Annotated in this window: 16 protein-coding genes; 13 read left to right on the top strand and 3 right to left on the bottom strand. The window is 53.6% G+C overall.

The genetic code is table 11. The features are described 5' to 3' along the window. The first annotated feature begins 460 nt into the window (after positions 1 to 460). The 13 genes from DESAC_RS14020 (at position 461) to DESAC_RS14075 (ending at position 19,473) form a co-directional block, all read left to right on the top strand. On the top strand, positions 461 to 2,014 hold the full coding sequence (locus DESAC_RS14020) for an acyl-CoA carboxylase subunit beta (protein ID WP_013707725.1): 1,554 nt from the start codon (positions 461 to 463) through the stop codon (positions 2,012 to 2,014). 14 nt (positions 2,015 to 2,028) lie between these two features. Beyond that, entirely contained in the window at positions 2,029 to 2,238 is a 210-nt protein-coding gene (locus tag DESAC_RS14025; protein ID WP_013707726.1) for a hypothetical protein, read from the top strand. Between the two features lie 187 nt (positions 2,239 to 2,425). Beyond that, entirely contained in the window at positions 2,426 to 4,393 is a 1,968-nt protein-coding gene (locus DESAC_RS15500) for a pyruvate carboxylase subunit B (protein ID WP_013707727.1), read from the top strand. Positions 4,394 to 4,698: 305 nt separating this feature from the next. Then, positions 4,699 to 7,419, top strand: coding sequence for an AMP-binding protein (locus DESAC_RS14035; RefSeq protein ID WP_013707728.1), 2,721 nt, complete (start codon positions 4,699 to 4,701; stop codon positions 7,417 to 7,419). A 138-nt stretch (positions 7,420 to 7,557) separates the two neighbouring features. After that, a complete protein-coding gene (locus DESAC_RS14040; protein WP_013707729.1) occupies positions 7,558 to 9,087 on the top strand; it encodes a GNAT family N-acetyltransferase in 1,530 nt (509 codons plus the stop codon). A 520-nt stretch (positions 9,088 to 9,607) separates the two neighbouring features. Beyond that, complete coding sequence (locus tag DESAC_RS15505) at positions 9,608 to 10,075, top strand: hypothetical protein (RefSeq protein ID WP_013707730.1); 468 nt, start codon at positions 9,608 to 9,610, stop codon at positions 10,073 to 10,075. Between the two features lie 209 nt (positions 10,076 to 10,284). Then, positions 10,285 to 10,386 carry a hypothetical protein gene (locus DESAC_RS17060; protein WP_373419372.1) on the top strand — a complete coding sequence of 34 codons (102 nt, stop codon included), beginning with the start codon at positions 10,285 to 10,287 and terminating at the stop codon, positions 10,384 to 10,386. 718 nt (positions 10,387 to 11,104) lie between these two features. Next, entirely contained in the window at positions 11,105 to 12,454 is a 1,350-nt protein-coding gene (locus DESAC_RS14050; protein ID WP_013707731.1) for a TolC family protein, read from the top strand. Beyond that, positions 12,451 to 13,602 (top strand): efflux RND transporter periplasmic adaptor subunit, encoded by a 1,152-nt coding sequence (locus DESAC_RS14055; RefSeq protein ID WP_013707732.1) that lies wholly within the window; start codon positions 12,451 to 12,453, stop codon positions 13,600 to 13,602. The genes DESAC_RS14050 and DESAC_RS14055 overlap by 4 nt, the downstream gene beginning before the upstream one ends. Before the next feature lie 4 nt (positions 13,603 to 13,606). Next, a complete protein-coding gene (locus DESAC_RS14060) occupies positions 13,607 to 14,806 on the top strand; it encodes an ABC transporter permease (RefSeq protein ID WP_013707733.1) in 1,200 nt (399 codons plus the stop codon). Further along, the gene (locus tag DESAC_RS14065) at positions 14,803 to 15,495 is read left to right on the top strand and encodes an ABC transporter ATP-binding protein (protein WP_013707734.1); all 693 of its coding nucleotides are present in this window, start codon (positions 14,803 to 14,805) and stop codon (positions 15,493 to 15,495) included. Before DESAC_RS14060 ends, DESAC_RS14065 begins: the two co-directional genes overlap by 4 nt. Before the next feature lie 245 nt (positions 15,496 to 15,740). Next, positions 15,741 to 17,456 carry an FAD-dependent oxidoreductase gene (locus DESAC_RS14070; protein WP_013707735.1) on the top strand — a complete coding sequence of 572 codons (1,716 nt, stop codon included), beginning with the start codon at positions 15,741 to 15,743 and terminating at the stop codon, positions 17,454 to 17,456. A 415-nt stretch (positions 17,457 to 17,871) separates the two neighbouring features. Continuing rightward, positions 17,872 to 19,473: an OprO/OprP family phosphate-selective porin gene (locus DESAC_RS14075; protein ID WP_013707736.1), complete on the top strand. Its 1,602-nt coding sequence runs from the start codon at positions 17,872 to 17,874 to the stop codon at positions 19,471 to 19,473. A gap of 80 nt (positions 19,474 to 19,553) precedes the next feature. Here the strand turns inward: DESAC_RS14075 and DESAC_RS14080 are convergent, their stop codons facing one another. The 3 genes from DESAC_RS14080 to DESAC_RS14090 form a co-directional block, all read right to left on the bottom strand. Next, positions 19,554 to 20,081: a DUF4405 domain-containing protein gene (locus DESAC_RS14080; RefSeq protein WP_013707737.1), complete on the bottom strand. Its 528-nt coding sequence runs from the start codon at positions 20,079 to 20,081 to the stop codon at positions 19,554 to 19,556. Positions 20,082 to 20,155: 74 nt separating this feature from the next. Then, positions 20,156 to 20,617: a MamS/MamX family magnetosome protein gene (locus DESAC_RS14085; protein WP_013707738.1), complete on the bottom strand. Its 462-nt coding sequence runs from the start codon at positions 20,615 to 20,617 to the stop codon at positions 20,156 to 20,158. Between the two features lie 535 nt (positions 20,618 to 21,152). Then, positions 21,153 to 21,704 (bottom strand): hypothetical protein, encoded by a 552-nt coding sequence (locus DESAC_RS14090; RefSeq protein ID WP_013707739.1) that lies wholly within the window; start codon positions 21,702 to 21,704, stop codon positions 21,153 to 21,155. Positions 21,705 to 22,064: the final 360 nt, after the last annotated feature.

Genomic DNA, 22,064 nt, shown 5'->3' on the forward strand with positions numbered 1-22,064 from the left:
CGGACGAAATCTCACGATTGTGCCACCCCGGACCGGGGGTGAAGGGTCTCTTGACCACAGCCAAAGAGCTCATCCCGATATCCCGATAATATTCTTTTCCCTTGACAATAATGGTTAAATTGTAGAAAAAGTATAACGTTTGGTACCTCTTTTATCAGGTTCCGATTCATATTCGGTACCCGTCATAAAAAATTTTTCTAAAGACTTGCACCTTCAGGTTTTCGTGATCATATTCTTAGCGAATTGTTATATGACAACAGTGGGCAGTGGGCGGTGAGCAGAAAAAGCATTATTGTGAACAGCAGCCACGGTTCTGTTTTCACGCCTCGTTGTGATCACCAGAACATGCCAATTTATATATACTTTGTCTAAAACCGGTGAATCCGGAAAGGCCGGCGCTCAGCACAAAGCTTTTACATCAAGACGATATCTGGCGTCCGGAGCGAAAGGAGTGGAATGTATGAAATCAGTGGCCGAACGCCTAGCTGAATTACAAGCGAAAGAGGCCGTAATCAAAGCCATGGGAGGCGCCAAGGCGGTTGAGAAACAACGCCAGACCGGCAAGTTGGCCGCCCGGGAGCGCCTTGAGCTCTTTTACGATCCGGGCACATTCCGGGAAACGGACATGTTCGTCAAACACCGCTCGGTCAATTTTGGCATGGACCGCATGGACATCCCGGCGGACGGCGTCATCACCGGTTACGGCCGGGTCAACGGCCGTCCGGTCTTTGCTTTTGCGCAGGATTTTACCTCCCGGGCCGGGACTCTGGGTGAGATGCATAGCCGTAAGATCTGCAAGGTCATGGACCTGGCATTGAAAGCCGGGGTCCCGTTCGTCGGTTTTAATGATTCCGGGGGTGCCCGCATTCAGGAGGGTGTTGACTCCCTCACCGGCTACGGCCAGATTTTTTACCGCAATGCTATTGCCTCCGGCGTCATTCCCCAACTTTCAGCCATTATGGGTCCTTGTGCCGGCGGGGCAGTGTATTCCCCGGCCATGACCGACTACGTCTTCATGGTTGACAAGACCAGCTACATGTTTATCACCGGACCGGACGTGATCAAAAGCGTTACCGGCGAGGTCATCACCCAGGAGGACTTAGGCGGTGCCATGGCGCACAACACCAAGAGTGGCGTGGCGCATTTTATCGCCGCCAATGATACCGAAGCTATAGAGCAGATCAAGCGGTTGCTCAGTTTCCTGCCCAATAACAATATGGAGGATCCGCCTATCTCTTCCTGCAGCGATCCGGTGGAGCGGCAGGATGCCGCCCTGGATGCCATTATCCCCGACAATCCCAATATGGGTTACGATATGAAGGATGTCATCCGGGCCATTGTCGATGATGGAGACTTCTTCGAACCCCACGAAATCTTCGCCCAAAACATCATTACCGGGTTTGCCCGGCTCAACGGCCGGCCGATCGGCATCATTGCCAACCAACCGATTGTCCTGGCCGGCTGCCTCGATGTCAACGCTTCGGACAAGGCCACCCGTTTTATCCGCTTCTGCGACGCCTTCAACATCCCACTATTAACCATCGCCGATGTTCCGGGCTATCTACCCGGCAGTGATCAGGAATGGAGCGGTATCATCCGGCATGGGGCCAAGCTCCTGTGGTGCTACTCCGAGGCCACCGTACCAAAAATTACCTTGGTAACCCGGAAAGATTACGGCGGGTCTTATCTGGCCATGTGTTCCCGGGACCTGGGGGCTGATATGGTCCTGGCCTGGCCCACTGCCGAGATCGCCGTTATGGGAGCCGAAGGCGCGGCCAACATTATCTTCCGCAAAGAAATCCAGGAAGCGTCCGACCCCAAGATTAAACGGGAGGAGAAGATCGAGGAGTATAAAGGTCTGCTCTATAATCCCTACATTGCCGCCAGCCGGGGCTATATTGACCAGGTCATTATTCCTCGGGAAACCCGCCCCCGTCTGATCGACGCTCTGGAACTGCTGTGCACCAAGCGGGAAAATCTGCCGCCGAAGAAGCACGGCAATATTCCGATGTAAGGAAAGGGGAGCGTATGGCCATCAATCCAAAAGTGGGAGCAGTCATTGCAGCCGCCGTTCAGGCCTACATCCAGGATGAAGAGGCCTGGCTGGCCTCCCAGGCGGCCGCCCCAGCCATGGTGGCGGCACCGGTTCCCTCCACTACCCATAATATCTGGGGTCTGGCCGGTCGGCAGCACGGTATGCAGATGCGTTATCTGATTCAGAGGCGGAGCTTGACATAATGTTTGATCCTCAGCGGTTAGCTGTCGACAGACACTAGTAAAAGTGATCTTCATATTTTTGATAATGAAACCTGATCTTTTGCATGGCCTCAGACAGGTGCCAGCTCATGGCCGATATGAGAAATACATTGAAAAACTACACCCTGAAGGGTTTATCACTTTAGTTTGAAAGATTGAGGAGATTATCATGGCAGGAAAGAATCCGATCCGATTTACCGATACCACCTTGCGCGACGGGCACCAGTCCTCATTGGCCACCCGGATGCGCACCGAAGACATGCTAGGCCTGGCGGAAAGATTGGATAACGCCGGTTTTTGGGCCATCGAGGTCTGGGGCGGCGCTACCTTTGATGTCACCCACCGTTTCCTGGGTGAAGATCCCTGGGAGCGGTTGCGCACCCTGAAAAAATTTATCAAAAAAACCCCCTTGATGATGCTGCTCCGGGGTCAGAACCTGGTGGGTTATCGCCACTATCCCGATGATGTAGTTGACGCCTTTGTGAAATATACCGCCGACTGCGGGATGAACGTCTTCCGGGTTTTCGACGCCTTAAATGACATCCGCAACTTTGAGGCCTCCTTCAAAGCCCTCCAGGACTGCAAGAAACAGGGGCTGGACGTGCATATTCAGGCCGCTGTCTGCTACTCCTTGACCCAGCGGCGAATGGGCGGGGAGGTCTTCACGAAGGAATATTACGTCGATTTCGCCAAACGCTCCGAAGCCATGGGCGCCGATTCCTTCTGTCTGAAAGATATGGCTGGCATGGTCTCTCCCTACGACGCTTTCGAACTGATTTCCGCCCTGAAGGCGGCGGTCAAGATCCCGGTGGAATTTCACACCCATTACACCAGCGGCCAGGGTTCCATGAGTTACCTCAAGGCCATCGAAGCCGGGGTGGACATCATCGACACCGCCCTCTCTCCCTTCGCCCTGCGGACCTCACAGCCGGCTATCGAACCTATCCTGGTTACCGTAGAGGGCACCGAGCGGGAATCCGCCATCGATCTGGCCACCATGATTGGATTAGGCCAGGATCTGGAAAAAGTGGCCCCCAAGTACCGCGACTTTCTGGACACCAGCAAGATGTCGATCATCGATACCGGCGTCCTCCTCCACCAGATCCCCGGCGGCATGTATTCCAACCTGGTCTCCCAGCTAAAACAGGCCGATGCCCTGGATCGCATCCTCGAGGTGATGGAAGACCTGCCCCGCACCCGGAAAGAACTGGGCTACCCGCCGCTGGTCACCCCCACCAGCCAGATTGTCGGCATCCAGGCGGTACAGAACGTACTTTTTGGCCGTTACAAGATGATCACCGGCGAGGTCAAAGGCATGGCCTACGGCTTATACGGCAGGACTCCGGCCCCGATGGACAAAGAAGTCCAAAAGATCTGCCTGAAGGGGTACGAACGCGGTGAAGAACCTATCTCCTGTCGGGCGGCCGACGAGATAGAGCCGGAACTGGAAAAGGCCCGGGAAGCCACCAAAGGTCTGGCCAAAAACATCGGCGACGTTCTCATCTACGCCATCTATCCTACTACCGGCCTGCGTTATCTGAAATGGAAGTACGGCGTCGAACCCGTTCCCGAAGAGGTCAAGCCCATAGAGCTGGACCGCATCAAGATGCAGGATGACGTCTACAACCGCATCAAGCAGAAAAACCTCTTCGCCAAAGTTCAGGAATACCTCGACCGTTTGGAAAAAACCCCTCCAGCCAAAGGTGAAGGCCTGCGCACCTTCAACGTCTTTGTGGATGGCGACTACTATGAGGTAGAGGTCGAATGTACCTCCGGCGCTCCGGTCATCAGCGCCGTTACCCCGATGGCGGCGGCTACGGCCCCGCGTCCGGCGGCGCCACCTAAACCTACCCCGGCGGCGGCCCCGGCTCCGCCCAAACCTGCCGCCCCGGCAGCCAAAGAAGAAGTGGCGGCCGGCGAAGTGGCCCTGCGCGCCCCCATGCCGGGCATGATCATCAGTTACAGCGTCGCCCTGGGCGATAAGGTCGAAGCCGGTAGCCCGGTGTGTATCCTTGAAGCCATGAAGATGCAGAACAATCTCCCCTCCCCGGCAACCGGCACGGTGAAGGCTATCAACTACGAACCCGGTGCTTCGGTGGCCAAGGATGCCGTCTTGCTGATTATCGCCACCTCCTAGCGATCAGTGGCAGTCGGGCTGTTTTAACACAAAACCAGGGGCGGCTGGATGAGGTCACCCCTGGTTTTTTAATGAATGAGCCTAAGAGAAAATAAGGCCGATACTTTTTTTAACTGACAAACAGTATCCAGCCTTACTACATCATTTTATATATTCAATCTTGACATTCTGAGCCTTCGGAAACAGCGCAGAATCTTAAAACCACGACCTAAGACCCTTCGCCTTCGGCTCAGGGTGACAGAAAAATGCGGTAGTGAATTTATGAACTGCTGTATTCAGTATCCGCCATTAAAACCGAGGAACTCATGCACCTCACCCTGATTGAACACCTGCGGCGGCGGGTTCAGGCGGAGCCGCACCGGACGGCCATCATCAACGTGGTCGGTAAGACGGTTCAGCAGATTTCCTACGGGGAACTCTATCAACAGACCCTCCGGACCGCCGGTTGGCTGCGGCAGAGCGGTATCGGCAAAAATGACTGCGGCCTGCTCATCATGGAAAACCGGCCGGAGTGGCCTATCTGCTATTTCGGGCTGCTGCTTGCCGGGGGGACGGCCGTACCGGTGGACCTCCAGTCCCGACCGGAGTTTGTCGCTTATGTTTTAGAACAGACGCAGGCCCGAGTGGTCTTCGCCTCGGCCAAGGCGCCGCTAGCCGAGATTGCCGCGGCACCGTCGGTTAAACATATTGTGATAGTGGGAGATTTCCTTGCTCACCCTGGTCTTTGGCCCACGAGCCGAGAGAATCGAAATGCTAAAATCCCTGGCGGCGATCGGCCTCACCCCCGGATTATCGACTTTGATGAACTCCGGAAAACGCCGGAAGCTAATGATCTGCCGCTTGTGCAATTAAATGACCTGGCCTCCATCATCTTTACTTCGGGCACTACCGGACCGCCGAAAGGCGTCATGCTGACCCAAAGAAATTTTGCCGCCAACTACGTCGGCATTGCCGCCCTCGAGGCTATTACCGGCAGGGACAACTTTTTAGCTATTCTGCCCCTGTTCCACGCCTTTCCTTTTATCACCATGATCAGCTCGCTCTTTTCCGGCGCCACGGTAACCTTTATCGACACCCTGAAGGCCGAAGCCATAATCCGCTGTATCAAAGAACAGCAGGTCACCATCCTGCCGGTCACTCCCATGGTGCTCCAGCATTTTTATCGGGGTATCGCCAAAAAGCTGGAGGAGTTGCCATTAGGACTGGGCCGGCTTCTCAACCTGGGACTTGATCTGGCTCAACGCGGGCGACAGAAATGCAGCCTCAACCTGACCGGTCCGCTCACCAAGCCTCTCCGGCAGGCCTTGGGGAGGCAATTCCGCTATTTTGTCAGTGGCGGGGCCAAGCTGCCGGGGGAGTTGGCGGCGGGTTTCGCCAGGTTGGGCTTTGTCATCCTCGAAGGCTATGGCCTCACCGAGACCTCTCCGGTGGTCAGCATCAACCCGCCGGAGGCCCCCCGTTTCGGTTCGGTCGGTCGGCCGCTGGCCGGCGTCGAAGTGAGAATCGCCCAACCCGATACCCAGGGAGTGGGAGAAATCCTGATCCGCGGGGATAATGTCATGGCCGGTTATCTGCACGACGTCGCCGCCACCGAGGCGGTCATCCCGGATGGCTGGTTCTACAGCGGCGACCTGGGCCGCCTGGATGAGGATGGCTACCTCTACGTCCAGGGACGGGCCAAAGATATTATTATCCTGAGTTCCGGCAAGAATATCTCAGCGGAGGAGGTGGCGGCGCATTATCTTCAGGCCCCGGCCATCAAGGAAATCTTCATTATGCCCGACGCCCGGGAGGAAAAACTCGTGGCCGTGGTGGTCCCTGATTTCGAATATTTCCGCCAGTTCGGAGAAACCGACGTTTACAACCGGGTGAAGTGGTATCTGGATTTCTATTCACAGCAGTTGGAGTCCTACAAACGGGTGCGGGATTTTGTGTTGACCAACCAGGAACTGCCCAAGACCCGGTTGGGCAAAATCAAGATGCAGGAAGCGGCAAAAATCTATCAAGCTCGGACCGGTAAGCAATATGAAGCCAAAAAGTCCGCTCTAACAGAGAATCTCTCGCCCGCGGGGGTTGAGGTGGTCAATCTGCTCCTGGATAAGACCGGTCGGCGGCTCATTGCCCTGGACGATCACCTGGAACTGGATCTGGGGCTGGATTCCCTAGCCCTGGTAGAACTGGCGGTGGCATTGGAAGAGCGGTTTCAGGCGCCCGTCAAAGAAGATGGTTTTGCCGATCTGTTCACGGTGGGCGAACTGATCCGGTTTATTGAAGCGCAACAATCCCAGGCCGGGGAAGTCGCCTTGGCCAGACAGCGCTCCTGGGAAGAAATCCTACAACAGGACCCTCCGCCGGAACTGCTCCGGCGCATCGAACTGGGCCACCCCTGGGGGGCGCGCTTTTTCACCCTCGGATGTTCAATCTGCTTCGGCCTGTTGGCCAAAACGCTTTTCCGGCTGCAGGTCTATGGGCAGGAGCATCTCAGCCCTGCCGCATCGCTCATCTGCCCCAACCACGCCAGTTTTTTGGACGGTTTTCTCATCTTCCTGGCTGTCCCCCACCGGCGGCGGCAGTCCTTGTTTTTTTTGGGCACGACCTTTTACTTTGATTTGCCGTTAGTCCGCCATCTGGTTCAGGCCTTGCGGGTTATTCCGGTGGATTCGGCCCGCCACCTGGTGGCGGCTATGCAGGCTTCGGCCTACGTGCTGCGCCACCGCAAGAGCCTGTGCGTCTTCCCGGAAGGCGCCCGCACCATCACCGGGGAGTTGCGGGAGATCAAGAAGGGCGTGCTGATCCTGGCCAAAGAGTTGGATATTCCCATCATCCCGGCCTTTATTCAGGGCTCCCGCCAGGCCTGGGGGGTAGGTATGGCCTTTCCCCGTCCCCATCCCATCCGGATTACCTTCGGTCCGCAGAGGTCGTATGCCCAACTAGTGGCGCGGGGACGGCGGCTGAGTCCAGAGGGGCAGCAAGATGAGGTAGCGGCCTTGGGGCTTAGGGAGGCAATCGCAGGTCTCGGTCAGTAAGATAACCATGTCCGCTTTCTTCTTAAGGCAGAAAGTTGTATTGATCCTGTCCGGGCAGGCCCCTTAAACCATTTTTACCGCGATAACCACGGTTGCTGCCTGATCTCGGCTTTTTCTAAAACTCTTGGAAGGTACCCGATGACTCCTGATTTCCGGACTGATATTACCTTGCCGGCAGATGCCAGAATACTGCAACTGGTACATGATTATGGCTATAATCTGGCGGTCCTGGCAGATTTTCCCCAGCATCAGGCGGAGTTATTGGCCCAGGCCCTGTGGGAGGCCTGCGAGAACAGCATTCAGCACGCCTATGATGATGAACCCGGTATTATCACCGTGGTTGGAGAATTGACGCCTAATGCCCTGATCCTGGCGGTACACGATCAAGGCCTGCCCTTCGACGAGACTCTCGAACCGAAACTTCACCCCATTGATACAGATGCCTGCCGACATCTCTCGCAGCACACTCTGGGCTTATCCCTGATCCACCGATGCGTCGACGAGGTGCACTGGATTAATCATGGGCCTCAGGGCAAGGAGCTGCGCCTTACGAAATACCGCAGTGAGTGCTGCCGTCTTCAGCCGCAAACCGCAGCGCCGCACGGCCCCCCTCACGAGCCGCCTGTTGCTCAAAGCCCTCAAGATTATACCATCCGCTTTGTTGACCCTGAAGATGCTCTTCGGGTGGCACAATTAATGTACCGGGTATACGGCTATACCTATCCTCGGGTCAATATCTATTACCCCGATCGTCTGGCCCACAACATTAAGTGCGGCATCCACGTGGGTGTGGTGGCCGTGACTGCAGATGGCGAGATCGTCGGACATGTAGGGTTAATCCGACCGGAGTTAGGCTCCCTGGCCGAATTGGAGCAACTTGCGATAGCGCCATCGCACCGGGGGCAAGGTTTATTTAAGCGCATGGATAAGCTGCTGCAAGGAGAAATCCAGCGGATGGAACTGGTTGGTCTCTACGCCGAGGCCGTCACCGTTCATACCATCAGCCAGGAGGGTAGCGAAAATAAAGGTTTGCACGCGGCCGGCATTGAGCTCTTACATCTAGGGGTTCATTTTAAAAAACTGGAGATCATCCAACACAATCTCGGCTATCGGGATACAAAACCGGGGCCGGTTTTTCAGGGGGAGACGGCGCTGGTATTCTATTTCGATTACCTGTCGCCCCCGAAAACGACGCGCCTCTATGCTCCGGACCGCCATCGGCAGATTCTAACGGATATTTATAGGAACCTCGGAGTACCGGTGGAATTTCTAAAGCCTGAGCCTGCTGCAGGAAACGGACGGCTGTCAGTACAGTATAGGAAGAACTACGGTGTAGGACTCATCCAGGTCGATCGCATCGGTTCGGATACTTTCCCGAAAATTGAGCAGGCCTGCCGGGATTTGTGTGATCTGGCCGAATCCGTAGCGGTCTTCCTCGATTTACCGCTGTCTCAAGGTGGTACCCCTGATCTCTGCGAAGCCGCCGAGACAATCGGCTTCTTTTTTTCCGGGGTCCGGCCAGGCTTCGCCTCCGACGGAGACTTCTTGCGCCTCCAGTACCTCAATGCCACTCTGGACCCGGATCGAATCCACTTGATTTCCCCCTTCGCCCGCAAATTGCTTGATTATATCCTTCGGGACAAGACGCGGGTGGAGCAGAACCGTTAGGCTAGAAAAAGATCTGTCAACCGTTGCAATCTCCAGATTGTGTTCCGGGCAACACTTCAGTTGTTTGGGGCGAATACAAGATTCGCTTCTACAGATGGGCCTGTCGGTGCTCTAGTGCTGTAGGATGGGCACCGCCCACCATTAATTGATCTTTTCTCTCAACTGGCTGGAGTATTACTGTTTAGGAAAAGGATGCTTGACATTGTTTTATTTTTTATTATACTTTCCACTCTAACAATGGGGGGAGAACCCTCCGGGTATAAAAGTACCTAATCAAATTCAATAATGAACCATGAAGGCTCAACTACCTAGAGGTTGGGCCTTTTTTTCGTTAAAAGCTACCTGCAAACCCTTTTTTCTGTCAGCCAAGGTGCAGTGAAGTTCTCAAGTCTTTAAAAATACAAGATGCTTCGCTATGCTCAAACCGATAACATTGTAGGATGAAAGGTTTTAAAATAGCTTCTAGTGCAGAATTTAAGTATTTTCTTTCACTTTAAACTTCGGTCGGAGGAGATTATCCATGTTTAGACTCGTACTGAATATTATGGGATTGTTGTGGTTGCTGCTGCTTTTTCCCGCTCTCGCCCATAGCCATGGAGTAGAGGGAGTCGTTGCACCGGGCGGGCTGGTAGCGACAGCCAATTATCAGGGGGGAGAGCCCATGAGTTATGCGAAGGTAACCGTTACGTCGCCGGAATCGGAGAAGCCTTTTCAAGTGGGCCGGTCCGACAAAAACGGCCGTTTCGCCTTCGCTCCCGATAAGCCGGGGAAATGGCATCTGGTATTTAATGACGAAATGGGGCATCGCCTTGATCTGGAGGTACAGGTGGATGAAAAAGGCCTGATAGGACAGCAGACGCCATCGTCCTCCGGGTCAACCAACCTTGGAACTAAAGCCTTCTTCGGCGTCGGTCTGTTTATGTTTATCGCCAGTGTATTTTTATGGTGGCAGGCCAAAAAGCTCGCTCTAAAACGGCGTCTCTCCTAAGTCTCGATAAGGCGGGAAAACGAGAGGCATCCCGCCTTCTGATTGCAATACCGCTACCCCTTCTCTCTCAGGGCGTCAAGCTGATGGGTGAGAATAACTCTTGATAGCCTAAAGTAAAAAGGTAAGTTGACAATATCCGTATATCCGGTTATAATCTAAACTTGTAACAGGTATCACAGCTTTGCCAATCCCTGGCGGACAAGACCCGCCTGATAATTCTCTGGCTCTTGCCAATCACCGAGAAACTCTGTGTCTGCGGCATCATGAGTTTTTTAGAGATCACCCAGTCCAAGGCCTCTTGCCGCCTCTAGCATTTGGGTTGGGCCAGCGACCGCCGGGATGGTCCCTGGATGCAGTATCACCTGACCGTAATCCCTGCCAGCCCCAATGAGAAGCTGCTCAGACTTTTGCGTAGAATATTTGCTGAGAATCATGAGGCACAAATGCTGCGGGAAAAACTTTCATTTCTCCCGAAAGCCGGGAATTATAACACTTCAATTGTTTGGTGGGAATACAAGATCCGCCCTTACAGATGGGCCTATTGGTGCTGTAATGTTGTATAGTGGGTACCGCCCACCAGTTCTTGATCTATTCTCTCAGATAGCTGGAGTATTACCAAAAATCAACACAGGTACACCCAAAGCGGGGGTGATGGGCCAAGGCAGTTATCCCAAGGACTTCCGGTCGTATGATTTTTTTTAGGTTTATGTAATTGTTAATGCGGTTATTCACATTTGCCTGGTCAGAAAATAAGTCCCGAGTTCTTAATTCTCAGGAGAGTAGCATCCTGGTGATCACGGCGATCCCTTTGTGGTGCTTGCGCTATCCCTTTGCCGTCTTCACCGCAGGCGTCAAAGAGAGGAATTATTTTCTTTGAGCTGTAAAAACTCATCTCAGAACAACCTAAGGAGCAACCGTTGACCGGCAGACTTTAGAATTAAGTCGGATAAGCCTATGATCCTGAAAAATCACAGGGCGAGGTTTACACAGAGATATCAATCCTATGGATTGTGCTATGGAGTATGGGATATGCTGTCATTGTTGCAAGGCTGGAAATTTATCCTTTCAGTCAGTTTCGTCATTATCGGTTGTATAGGCAATACCACGGCGGTGGGACAAGATTTTCACGCCCTCAGCCTGGAGGACTGTCTAGCCTTGGCGAGGGAGCAAAACCCGGTCCTTACTGCCAGTCGGGATAGAGTTCGGGAGTTGGTGGCTGATTACCAGGCGGCCAGGTCCAAGTTCTTCCCTCACCTGACACTGTTATCGTTTTATGATCGACAGCCGACCAATCGCTTTGCCGCCGGCGGCTCCACCCCTTTCGCCTTGTTTAAACGTGAGGGGTATGCAGGCATCGCCGGTAAACAACTCGTTTTTGATGGTTTGAAAACCTACTATAATACTCAGGCGGCTCGAACCGGCACCCAGGCCCAGAGACAGGAAGTCCATAAAACTGCTCTTGAAGTATCCTATAACGTAACCGAGGCCTTCTACCGATTAGTAGAGGCCAAAGAAAATCTCCAAGTAGCCCATGAGGCTCTGAAGGAAAGAGAAGATTTTGCCAAGCTTACCGAGGCTTTTTTTAATGCCGGGAAGGTCACCCGGTTGGATAATTTCCGGGCCCAATCGCAGGTTTCCCAGGCCGAGCAGGCTGTGGTGGAGGCCCAAAATGCCGTGTGCCTGGCAAGGGAAATTCTCGCAAGCACTATTGGGCTTAAGGAGACAATTCCGGTGGATGTGAGAGGCCATTTGCCCCAGCAATTTACTGCGGCTCCTGATATCCCGACGCTTTGGCAGGAGGCCCTTAAGAACAATCCGGAAATCAAACGGCTGGACCTGGAAATCTCCCAGAGCCGGTCCCTGGTAAAAGCCGCGCAAGGGGGATATCTCCCCGAAGTCAGCCTGCAGGCCACCAGCGATTTCCGCCACCGCGATTTGGGAGGCACAAAAACCGAATGGCTGGCCGCGGTTTTTTTGGAATATCCCTTTTTTGAAGGTGGGCTGACCAAAGCCCAGGTCGCTAAGGCTTCATCTCAATACCTACAACTCATGGAGAAAAAGCGGGACCGTCTGAACAGTCTCAAGGCTGACCTGACCACAGCCTGGAAGGACCAGGAGAACAGCAGGCAAGGCGTGAGCACTGCCCGGCAGACGCTGATTACTAATGAAGAAGCCTATGCCAGCGCTTTGGCCTTGTACCGTTACGGCAAGGCTATCGCCCTGGACGTGCTTACCGCTCAGGTAGAGTTGACTCGATCCCGCCTGAGTCTCATCAGTTATCAGGCTGGCTACGGCATTGGCCGGGCCCGGGTGCAACAGCTTGTCGGTTCTGACCCCGCAACCGTCTCAAGCAGGAAGCCAAGGGAGGGAAATAAATGAAAAACCCGTGGGGAGGGCAAAAGATCATTGTGGCCGCCCTCGCCTTTATTGTTCTGCTTCTCTTGGGATATAGTCTGTTCCTCTACCGCCCGACCGTCATGGTTATAGCGGCCCAACCGGTGGAGATTCGGGGAGAGGTTCGGGGACCGGGCACGGTCCAATCCAAGGTGCCTGTGGTAGTGAGCAGCAAAATAACGGGGATTCTTGAGAAGCTTTATGCTGACCAGGGAGACCGGGTGAAAAAAGGTCAGCTCCTGGCGGAAATGGACGCAGCGGAACTCAAGGCCCGCTTGGCAGCGGCTCGAGCGGCACAAAACCGGGCCCAGAAGGATGTTGCTCGCTCTCGGGCTACCCTGGCTAAGGCCCAGGCCAATCTAAACCTGGCCCAGAGCAATTATCGCCGCGACCAGGAGGTCTTCAAACCCGGCTACATCTCAGAAGCAGCCTTTGACACCACCAGCGCCGCTTTGAAAGTGGCAGCGGGAGAGACTGCTGAGGCTAAGGCTAGTGTCGCAGCGACCGAAGCGGCTTTTAAACAAGCTGTGGCCGAAGCCCAGGCGGCGGCGGCAACTTTGGATTACACTCGTATTTTGGCTCCTATGGACGGGCTGCTCACCGTACGTCGATCTGAGGTTGGAGATACAATCACGCCGGGAACCCCTATTTTTCACATGGTAGATATGGATTGGATTTGGGTAGCGGCCTGGATTGATGAAACCCGGATTGCGGTCTTAAAGGCGGGGCAGGAGGCCCAGATTCGTTTGCGCTCCGGCCGCAATTTCACTGGCACGGTAGTGCGCCTGAATAAGGAAGCCGACATGGTGACTCGGGAAATGGAGGTAAATATCAAGTTCGCTTCTCTCCCTGAGCCTTTGGTGATAGGTGAAGAAGCCGAAGTGGCCATTGCCACCGGCTATACTCGGGTTATTGCCGCCCCCTGGAATGCCGTGCAGGAGCAAGACGGTCATCCCGGGGTGTTGGTCGTGGATGCCGGAGTGGTCAAATTTCGTCCTATCACCCTGGGATTGCGAGACCGCCAACGGGTAGCGGTAAAACAAGGTCTAAAAGAAGGCGAACTTATTGTTTCGCCATCCTCCCAAACCAAACCCGGCGTGAAAGTCAAAAGCCGTCTAGTGGCGGGGAAATAATCCCATGGACCTGGCCATTCGGGACATTCGGCAGCATCTGGGACGGTTTCTGGCCACCGTCGTGGGCATCGGCCTGCTCTTTGCCATTGTCCTGTCTATGAACGGCATCTATCGGGGGTTTGTCTTTGAAGGACTTGCTCTCATCAACAGCACCAATCCGGACTTATGGGTGGTGGAGCGCTACCGTGGCGGCCCTATTAACGAGCAATCCATTCTCCCAGAGTTTTTTCATTATAGCGTCGCCGCCATGCCCGGGGTGGAGAAGGCCAGTCCTTTCATCGTCTATCCAGTGGAGCGCCGCATTGCCGGGAAAAGTCGACGTTTCACTATCGTTGGCTATGATGTCTTTACCGGATTGGGCGGGCCCAAAAAACTTCTGGCTGGCCGTCCCATCACCCAAGCCCATTATGAGGCCGTAGCTCATCAGAAACTTGGTTTGCGCCTGAATGAAAACTTTCGACTGGGTCTACACACCTACACCGTGGTCGGATTAACCAAAGAAGGAACCTCTCCCGACGGCGAACCCCTCCTCTATCTCTCCCTGCCTGACGCCCAGGAGGTAATATGGCTGCCGGATAACGAAGAAGTCCGCAACCAGCGGCTGAGAATTTACCAGAGCCTGGTGCATCCCGGCCTTTTCACCGTTCAGGAAGCAGAAAAATATCTTTCCCGCTATTCTATCGAAATGCACCGCATCAACGCCGTGTTAGTTCGCCTGATGCCAGGCGCCCAGGCAAGAGAAGTTGCCCAGAGTATTCGAGACTACCTCTATCTCTCAGTTTTCACTACTCCTGAACAGATCGAAATCATGTCCCAGGGACGTTTGAACCGCCCTCGCATGCAGTTGTTTCTTTTTCGCACTCTGCTGTTGATTGTTTGCGTGGTGATCATTGCCATGGTGATCTTTACGTTAACTATGGAAAAAATTCGCAGCATTGCGGTGATGAAACTCATCGGCGCCCCCAACCGGGTGATCATCCGGCTGATTATGGAGCAGTCCATCCTTTTGACCTCCTGCAGTTATCTGATTGGCTGGGTTATAATTCATAATACGTATCACGTCTGGCCTCGACTGGTGCTGCTGACTCCCCTGGATGACCTGGTCACCTTTGGATTAGCACTGATAGGAGGCATCATCGCCAGTCTATTGGGCATCTGGAAGGCCCTGAAGACGCCTCCCGCTCTGGCACTGGGAGAACAATGAACATAACTGAAATCCTGAAAATCGACTGCTTAAGCAAAACCTTCGGTACCGGCCACCTGGCGGTAGAGGCATTGAAAAACATTAACCTCTCCGTGAAACCTGGGGACCTGGTGGCCCTCCTGGGTCCGAGCGGCTCCGGGAAGACCACCATGTTACTCTGCATCAGCCTGATTCTGGAACCCAGCGGCGGCAAAATCCAGTTGGACGGGGCGACTCTTTGGGATCATGGGTGGCGGAACATAAACATCCGGCAGGTGCGCCTTGAAAAGATCGGCTTTATTTTTCAGGCGCGCAATCTTATTCCTTTCCTGACGGCCCTGGAAAATGTCCTGCTGCCCTTGAACCTGTTGGGGATGACACAACGTGAGGCCCACCGCCGGGCCATGGAACTGCTGGAGTACATGGAAATCGCCGATCGGGCCGACTACCTGCCAGCTTTGATGTCGGGCGGAGAGCAGCAGCGGGTGGCCATTGCCCGGGCTTTGGCCGGCTCCCCCAAACTGGTGCTGGCTGATGAACCTACCGGCGCTCTTGACAGCGTCCGTGGCAAGAAGGTCATGGAGATGTTAAAAAAGATCGCTCGGGAAAACCAGACCGCGGTCATTTGCGTTACCCATGATGAACGGATGATCGAAGGATTTGATTTTATTTATCGCCTCAGAGACGGTCAGATTAATCTTAATGCCTGAGTCTTCGCGCTGATCTCCTTTTCTATTTTTCTTGAATTTTAATTAACTATCGATTATTACAATTAATTGATAGTTAACAGCAGAACAGTGGTTCATTATTATACTTGCTTAATCGGTAAAAAAGCTTTTTACTATAGCAAGACCGCTTGACTTTTTGGTGGGTTCCGGCGCGCAACCCAATATGGAATGTGGTGAAGTATTAAAAGTCAACGGGGTGACCTCAACGCTAACCTTCGGAGGCTGTTATGGCTGAAAACTTAAAAATTGTCGTCGTGGGCGGCGTTGCTGCGGGTCCTAAAGCCGCAGCGCGAGCCCGGAGATGTGATCCCCAGGCGGAGATAACCGTCCTGGAGAAGGGACAGTTTATTTCGTACGGCGCTTGCGGTCTGCCTTATCTTATCGGCGGCCAGGTTCCGGACCTTAAGGAACTCCTGGCGACGCCGGTGGGAGTGATGCGCAACGCCGATTTTTTCCGGGCCGTGAAAGGGGTTACTGTCCTCACGGGAAAGGAAGCCACGGCAATCGATCGGGCCAACCGCCTGGTCAAGGTCCGGGACCTGGCCACCTCCCAAGAGGAGACCTACCCCTACGACCGGCTGGTGCTGGCGACCGGGGCCGTTCCCGTGCGCCCGCCGCTACCCGGTATCAGTTTGAAAAACGTCCATGTCCTCCGCCACCCGGGTGATGGATTGAATATTTTGGCCAGCCTGCAGGAAAACAAACCCAAGAGAGCCGTACTCATCGGCACCGGCGCCATCGGCCTGGAGGTGGCCGAGGCCCTGGTAGATCGGGGTTTGGAAGTTACGGTTGTCGAGGCTATGGATCAGGTCTTCCCCGGTTGGCTGGACTTCGAAATGGGCGCTATTTTGCAGCGTCATATCGCCAGCAAAGGGGTTCAGGTCCGCACTGGCGAGCGGGTCAGCAGCTTTGGCGGAGATGAGGATGGCCGTCTGGAAGTAGTTTACACCGACAGAGGCGAGTATCCGGCAGATCTGGCGGTGCTTGCCATCGGGGTGCGGCCCAGCGTCGAACTGGCCCGTCAGGCCGGACTGGAGATCGGCCAGACCGGCGCCATTAAGGTGGATTCTTACCTCAGGACTTCAGATGAGAATATCTACGCCGGCGGCGACTGCGCTGAGGTCTATCATCGCCTGCTCAAACGACCGGTCTTCATCTCTTCCGGTCAGATAGCCAATGTTCATGGACGCATCATCGGCACCAACATCACCGGCGGCAAGGTTGCCTATCAGGGCATGGTGGGAACCGGAGTTGCCAAAGTCTTCGAGTTTACTGCCGGCTGCACCGGTCTGACAGAGGCAGTGGCCCGGAAAGAGGGATATGACGTTATCACGACCCTGGCGCCGAGCCCCGATCACGCTCATTACTATCCCGGTTCCAAATTCGTCGGTTTAAAGATGATCGCCGACCGGAGCAGCGGCCGGGTGCTGGGGGTTCAGGTGGTAGGCCCGGGCGACGCCGCCAAACGCCTCGATGCCGCCGCCACGGCGATTACCATGGGGGCTACCGTTTCCGACCTCACTCAACTCAACCTGGGGTACGCCCCGCCCTACTCCACGGCCATCGATGTACTCATCAACGCCGCCTGGGTGATGGAGAACAAGCTTACCGGGTTGGCGCAAGCCGTGACTCCCATGGAAGTGCAGGAATTAACGACCAAAAACGAAGATTTTATGCTGCTTGACGTCCGCAGTCCGGGAGAGTTTCAGGAAGTCCGTCTCAAACACCCCAAGGTCTTCTTCATGCCCCTCGGAAAACTTAGGGAGAAGGCCAAGGAGTTCCCGAAAGACAAACGTTTTATCCCCTTCTGCAAACTCAGTCTGCGGGGCTACGAGGCCCAGAAGATTCTACAGGGGATGGGATTCACCAATGTACAGTTTATGGACGGCGGCTGGGTACAATGGCCCTACGAACTGGAAACGGGACCGCCAAAAGGTGAATAAACTCCAATGGCAGTACCGAGAAACGTTCCTGGCCATTTTGGGCTTCCCCCAAAAATGAATATCTTCGTGTCAGGGCGGGGATATCCCGTCCTGACAATTTTTCTCCCCCCGTTGGTAAAGCTCAACCAATAACGCCAAGTTTTGCCTGTCTGGCAATACACTTTAGGAACCTACTACGGTAATGGCGAAATCTGCCAGGATCCAACCCGATACAGTGGAATCGATTTAAACTTGAAATGAGGTAATACCTCAGTTAATCTTTTTGACCCAAGATTCTCTATGAAAGAATTTCTGCCCTCCTGAGAAGACCTCAGATTAAATCAAATTCTATTCGAAGAATATTATTTTCCAAATAATTCTCAATCATACTCCCCCATCAGGAAGTTTTAAAACTTTATTCAGGGGGAGAAGAGAAATGAGAAAAAAACCACCTTTTAGAATCGGGCTGCTGACGGCTGTCGCAGCCATGCTGCGAGGCAGAGCTCTGCTCGGCTTTGCCGCGGCATTTGCAGTCATGCTCTGCGGCGTAATAGCGATATCTCCTGCTCAGGCCACCAGCGATCCGCTAATTGAGGTGCTCATCAGGAAAGGAGTACTCACGCCGGGTGAGGCCATGCAGATAGAAAAAGAGGCCCGAGATTTGGAAAAAACCCGGGAACAGCAGGTCGACCAAAAAGTCAAGGCATCGGAGCAGAAAGTCGTTGACCAGGTCGACAAGAAGCTAACCTCAGTGGAAAAGAAGGTGGCCGCGAAACCGGCGCCCAAAGATTCCTGGAAGGTTCACTGGAAGAACGGCTTGAAAATAGAGAGTCCGGACGGCAAAAACAAATTCGGTTTAGGGGGAAGAATCATGGTGGATTTCGCCAGCGTCTCTTCAACTAGCCGTAGATTTGCCGACCAGGTCCGGCAGGATGAAGGAACCCCCCTAACCGGTTTCGGGAGCGAATTCCGGCGGGCCCGGATCTATGTGTCGGGAACTGTTTATGACAATTACTTTTTCAAGGGGGAGTATGATTTTGCGGAAGGCAACGGCACCGTGGGATTCAAAGACGTGTTCATCGGCATGAAAAATATCCCCGGTATCGGGCATATCCGCATCGGCCATCAGAAAGAGCCGTTCTCTCTGGAAGAGCAAACCAGCAGCCGGTTCATCACCTTTATGGAACGCGGGCTGCCGAACGTTTTCGCCCCTTCCCGCAACACCGGGATCATGGCGTACAATACGGCGTTTAATAAGCGGATGTATTGGGGATTTGGGGTTTTTCAGGATGTGGATGACTTCGGCAATGACTTTGACAATAACCAGGACTGGAACACGACGCTGCGAATCGCCGGAACCCCATGGTATGAGGATAAGGGCAGGCACCTACTCCACGTCGGTTTATCCTACAGCCACCAGTTCCGCAACAGCAATGATTTTCAACTGCGCTACCGGCAGCGCCCCGAGGTGCATACCACCGACGCCCGGACGGTGGACATGTTTACTAACCGGTTATGGACCGAAAACATCGATCTAGTCAACCCCGAACTCGCTTTTGTGTGGGGACCCTTCTCCCTGCAAGGGGAATATATGTTTGCCTTCACCGAGGCCAGCCGCCGGCAGTCACCAGCCCAAAACCTGTTCCTAAACCAGAGTGATCCGACGTTCCAAGGAGCGTATATCTATGGCAGCGTCTTTCTCACCGGCGAAAGCCGTAACTATAGCCAATCTGGCGCTTGTTTTGATCGAATTAAGCCGAACAACAACTTTGACCTGAAAGGCGGTTGGGGTGCCTGGGAACTCGGCGCCCGCTACTCCTATCTGAGCCTGAGCGATAAAGGCGTCGGGGGCGGCAGAGAAAACAACTTCACTGCCGGTCTGAACTGGTACCTAACCCCCAACACCCGCTGGATGTTTAACTACGTCTATGCCGATGTTGATGGTCGCCTGGTTACCCCGCGCCCGCCGACCTATCCTCAAGACATCGTCAACGGCACGGCACACGTTGCCCAAACCCGTTTTCAGATTGACTTCTAAGACCTGATCGCATCACGTAAAACATCACTCTGGGCAGGGCCGCAAAAGCGGCCCTGCCCTTTTTCATTTTCTTCCAGGCGTCAGGCCAAGCTTGATTTGTTCTGTCCCTGTCCGGTTGAATAAAGGCAACCTGGTAAAGAGCTCTTGTCAAAATGCGTGAGTGCGGCCAGATGTTTGGGAGCCTGTTCGCGAGATTCCACCCGGCCCTGTCCCCTACCCTTCCCTGGCCCCCTCTCCTCAATATCCGGCTGGATAAAGAAAGCGAAGAGGAATAACACCGCGCAGAGACAGACAAAGCTGACCATAATAATCGGACGGTAGGCAGCATTAGCAAAAAATCTCTTGAACAGGCCGACAATCATATCCCAGTGCAGAATGATATGGAGCACAAGAAGCCCCAACAGGAGAAATGCCAGGTAGAGATGCACTTCGCCCCAGTCATGCCGGTCCCAGCCCAGCCAGGATAGTTCAACCCTCCTGCCATAGAGCGCCCGAGCTGCACTGCGGGGAAGCAACACGTATTTCATCAGAAAACCAATGCCTGCTATACCGGCCATACACAGAAACATCAAGGCATCAATGAGGAAGTTCAACTTGCCTTTATCCATCCGCACCATCCTTTCAACCATCAGATAAAAAAGCCAAAAAACAGATCAGCAGCACCTTCTCGTTATCCAGAATTTCAGCGCACATGCCAATCATCACCCACGGCCCATGCCGGACGCCCGGTTTTGACATCTCGGAGCAGCATTATGTCGTTGCCTATTTGAACCTTGGCTGCAATCAAAGAGGTCTTCCCGGGAAGCATGATCCGAGACCCGGTAATCTCCAGTTGATCCGACGGCTTAATGTTTAGATTTACTGCAGGCTTGTAACTCTGAGGTTTCAAGATAACCCAGACATTGCCCTTGGAGGTTTTAAGGGTAAGATACTCACACATATCCCTACCGTTGCCGGAGATGGTCTTCCCCAAAGAGACGACCTCGCCGCGAATCTTCTCGACTGTCTCGGGTTTGTAGAGGGTACTGTAGTGAATCCGCCCTCTATCTGCCCTCGAGGCCGTACGGCCCTGCGCCCAGGAAGAAGAGGTAAGTAATAAAAAGGTCAAACCAAACAACAGCATCAGCTTAGGAAACGTTTTCATGATAATCTACCTTCTTGATAATCGCTACGGCATTTATCGGGGGCAGGGTCCGACCTATAAAATTGGCGACATGGCGTTGCCCCCTTAGGTAATCAACACGCTAAATCTTCCTTTCCGGCGGAGAGTAATCGTAGAGATTATCCTCTCTCAAAAAATAGATTTATGTGAAAAATGACCAACCAGGTTAAAATCTTAGGGAAATGAGATGACGCGAGTCTTGGGCAGAGGCATGATTGGGAAAGGAATCTTTTAGGCAAACGACCCGAAGGAGCAGAGTTCAGCCGATTGACGCTGCAGAGGACCTTTTATCAGGAATATCTTCGCATGACGCCCTTAATTTTATCATATCGCGGTGGCAAGTTTCTCTTTTGTAACACTTCAGTTGTTTGAGGCGAATACAAGATTCGCCCCTCCAGACGGGCCTGTCGGTGCTGTAGTGTGGTAGATTGGGCACCACCCACTATTCCTTGATCTATTCTCTCAGATAGCTGAAGTATTATACTTTTTTTAGTAAAGATTCGGGATAGTCCTTTTTTTATTCCACCGTAAAGTCAATGGTCTTCTCATCCTGACCGTAGCCGGTGATAACCTGGGTCTTGAGGCTGTATACGCCGGGAGCGCTGTTATCCGGCATAACAAAAGAGACCTCCTGGCTGAAGGAGCCGTTGGGGGTACGCAAATTTTTAGAGAACGTTTTACCGAGTGATTTCCCCTGGAAAAAGATTTCCCGGCTGATGGTTACCGGAATACCGATATCACTCGCCGTCAATATGGTATAGGCCAGATCGATATAGGCGGTGCGGCCCCGCTGCACCCGTTTCGGAAAGATGGCTAATTTCTCCAGCCGAACGACGCAGCCACCGGTGGGACAATAATTATGCTTGGCCGCCGCGGCCTCACGCTCCAACCGCATCTCATTTTTATATCCACCCCACATAAGCCCTACCGGACCGCCGGTGGGTGATGAAAAAAATTCCCACCCGCCGGAGCCAGGTCCCTGGCCGCCGTTATAGGCCCAACCGATTGCTACTGAGGCCAACCCCACAACCACCGCCAACGTAAAAATCCATCCGATTCTAACCTGCATCGCTCCTCCTGCGCCGCCTGGCATGACCTTCCGGTTATATCAAACGGCCATTATAGCAAATTTAGGAAAATCACCTGAACTTATAGTCAGTTAATCATACTTGGAGAAGTAATGTCAATACTATCCGAAAAGCAAAAGGTCTAATAGCTGCTCCCTCTTGTCTGTTGCCAGGGAAAGGTTTTCGGGTAGCACTAGTACTCTAATCGTGGTAGATTATTCCGGCAATCTATTAGCAAACCGGAAACTTGGACCTTTCGGGCTACACCCAACCATAAATTTCTTCCCCGACACCTGTAAAAGGATTTATTTCTGTGCAACAACCCGACAGATAGGTTACATAGGAAGACATAGATTCCGATA

The organism is Desulfobacca acetoxidans DSM 11109, assembly GCF_000195295.1.
Classification (GTDB): Bacteria; Desulfobacterota; Desulfobaccia; order Desulfobaccales; family Desulfobaccaceae; genus Desulfobacca; species Desulfobacca acetoxidans.

Excerpts from the sequence above, each read along its gene's own strand:
- DESAC_RS14020 (WP_013707725.1), top strand. The coding sequence starts at position 461 with ATGAAATCAGTGGCCGAACGCCTAGCTGAATTACAAGCGAAAGAGGCC.
- DESAC_RS14025 (WP_013707726.1), top strand. The coding sequence starts at position 2,029 with ATGGCCATCAATCCAAAAGTGGGAGCAGTCATTGCAGCCGCCGTTCAG.
- DESAC_RS15500 (WP_013707727.1), top strand. The coding sequence starts at position 2,426 with ATGGCAGGAAAGAATCCGATCCGATTTACCGATACCACCTTGCGCGAC.
- DESAC_RS14035 (WP_013707728.1), top strand. The coding sequence starts at position 4,699 with ATGCACCTCACCCTGATTGAACACCTGCGGCGGCGGGTTCAGGCGGAG.
- DESAC_RS14040 (WP_013707729.1), top strand. The coding sequence starts at position 7,558 with ATGACTCCTGATTTCCGGACTGATATTACCTTGCCGGCAGATGCCAGA.
- DESAC_RS15505 (WP_013707730.1), top strand. The coding sequence starts at position 9,608 with ATGTTTAGACTCGTACTGAATATTATGGGATTGTTGTGGTTGCTGCTG.
- DESAC_RS14050 (WP_013707731.1), top strand. The coding sequence starts at position 11,105 with ATGCTGTCATTGTTGCAAGGCTGGAAATTTATCCTTTCAGTCAGTTTC.
- DESAC_RS14055 (WP_013707732.1), top strand. The coding sequence starts at position 12,451 with ATGAAAAACCCGTGGGGAGGGCAAAAGATCATTGTGGCCGCCCTCGCC.
- DESAC_RS14060 (WP_013707733.1), top strand. The coding sequence starts at position 13,607 with ATGGACCTGGCCATTCGGGACATTCGGCAGCATCTGGGACGGTTTCTG.
- DESAC_RS14065 (WP_013707734.1), top strand. The coding sequence starts at position 14,803 with ATGAACATAACTGAAATCCTGAAAATCGACTGCTTAAGCAAAACCTTC.
- DESAC_RS14070 (WP_013707735.1), top strand. The coding sequence starts at position 15,741 with ATGGCTGAAAACTTAAAAATTGTCGTCGTGGGCGGCGTTGCTGCGGGT.
- DESAC_RS14075 (WP_013707736.1), top strand. The coding sequence starts at position 17,872 with ATGAGAAAAAAACCACCTTTTAGAATCGGGCTGCTGACGGCTGTCGCA.
- DESAC_RS14080 (WP_013707737.1), bottom strand. The coding sequence starts at position 20,081 with ATGGATAAAGGCAAGTTGAACTTCCTCATTGATGCCTTGATGTTTCTG.
- DESAC_RS14085 (WP_013707738.1), bottom strand. The coding sequence starts at position 20,617 with ATGAAAACGTTTCCTAAGCTGATGCTGTTGTTTGGTTTGACCTTTTTA.
- DESAC_RS14090 (WP_013707739.1), bottom strand. The coding sequence starts at position 21,704 with ATGCAGGTTAGAATCGGATGGATTTTTACGTTGGCGGTGGTTGTGGGG.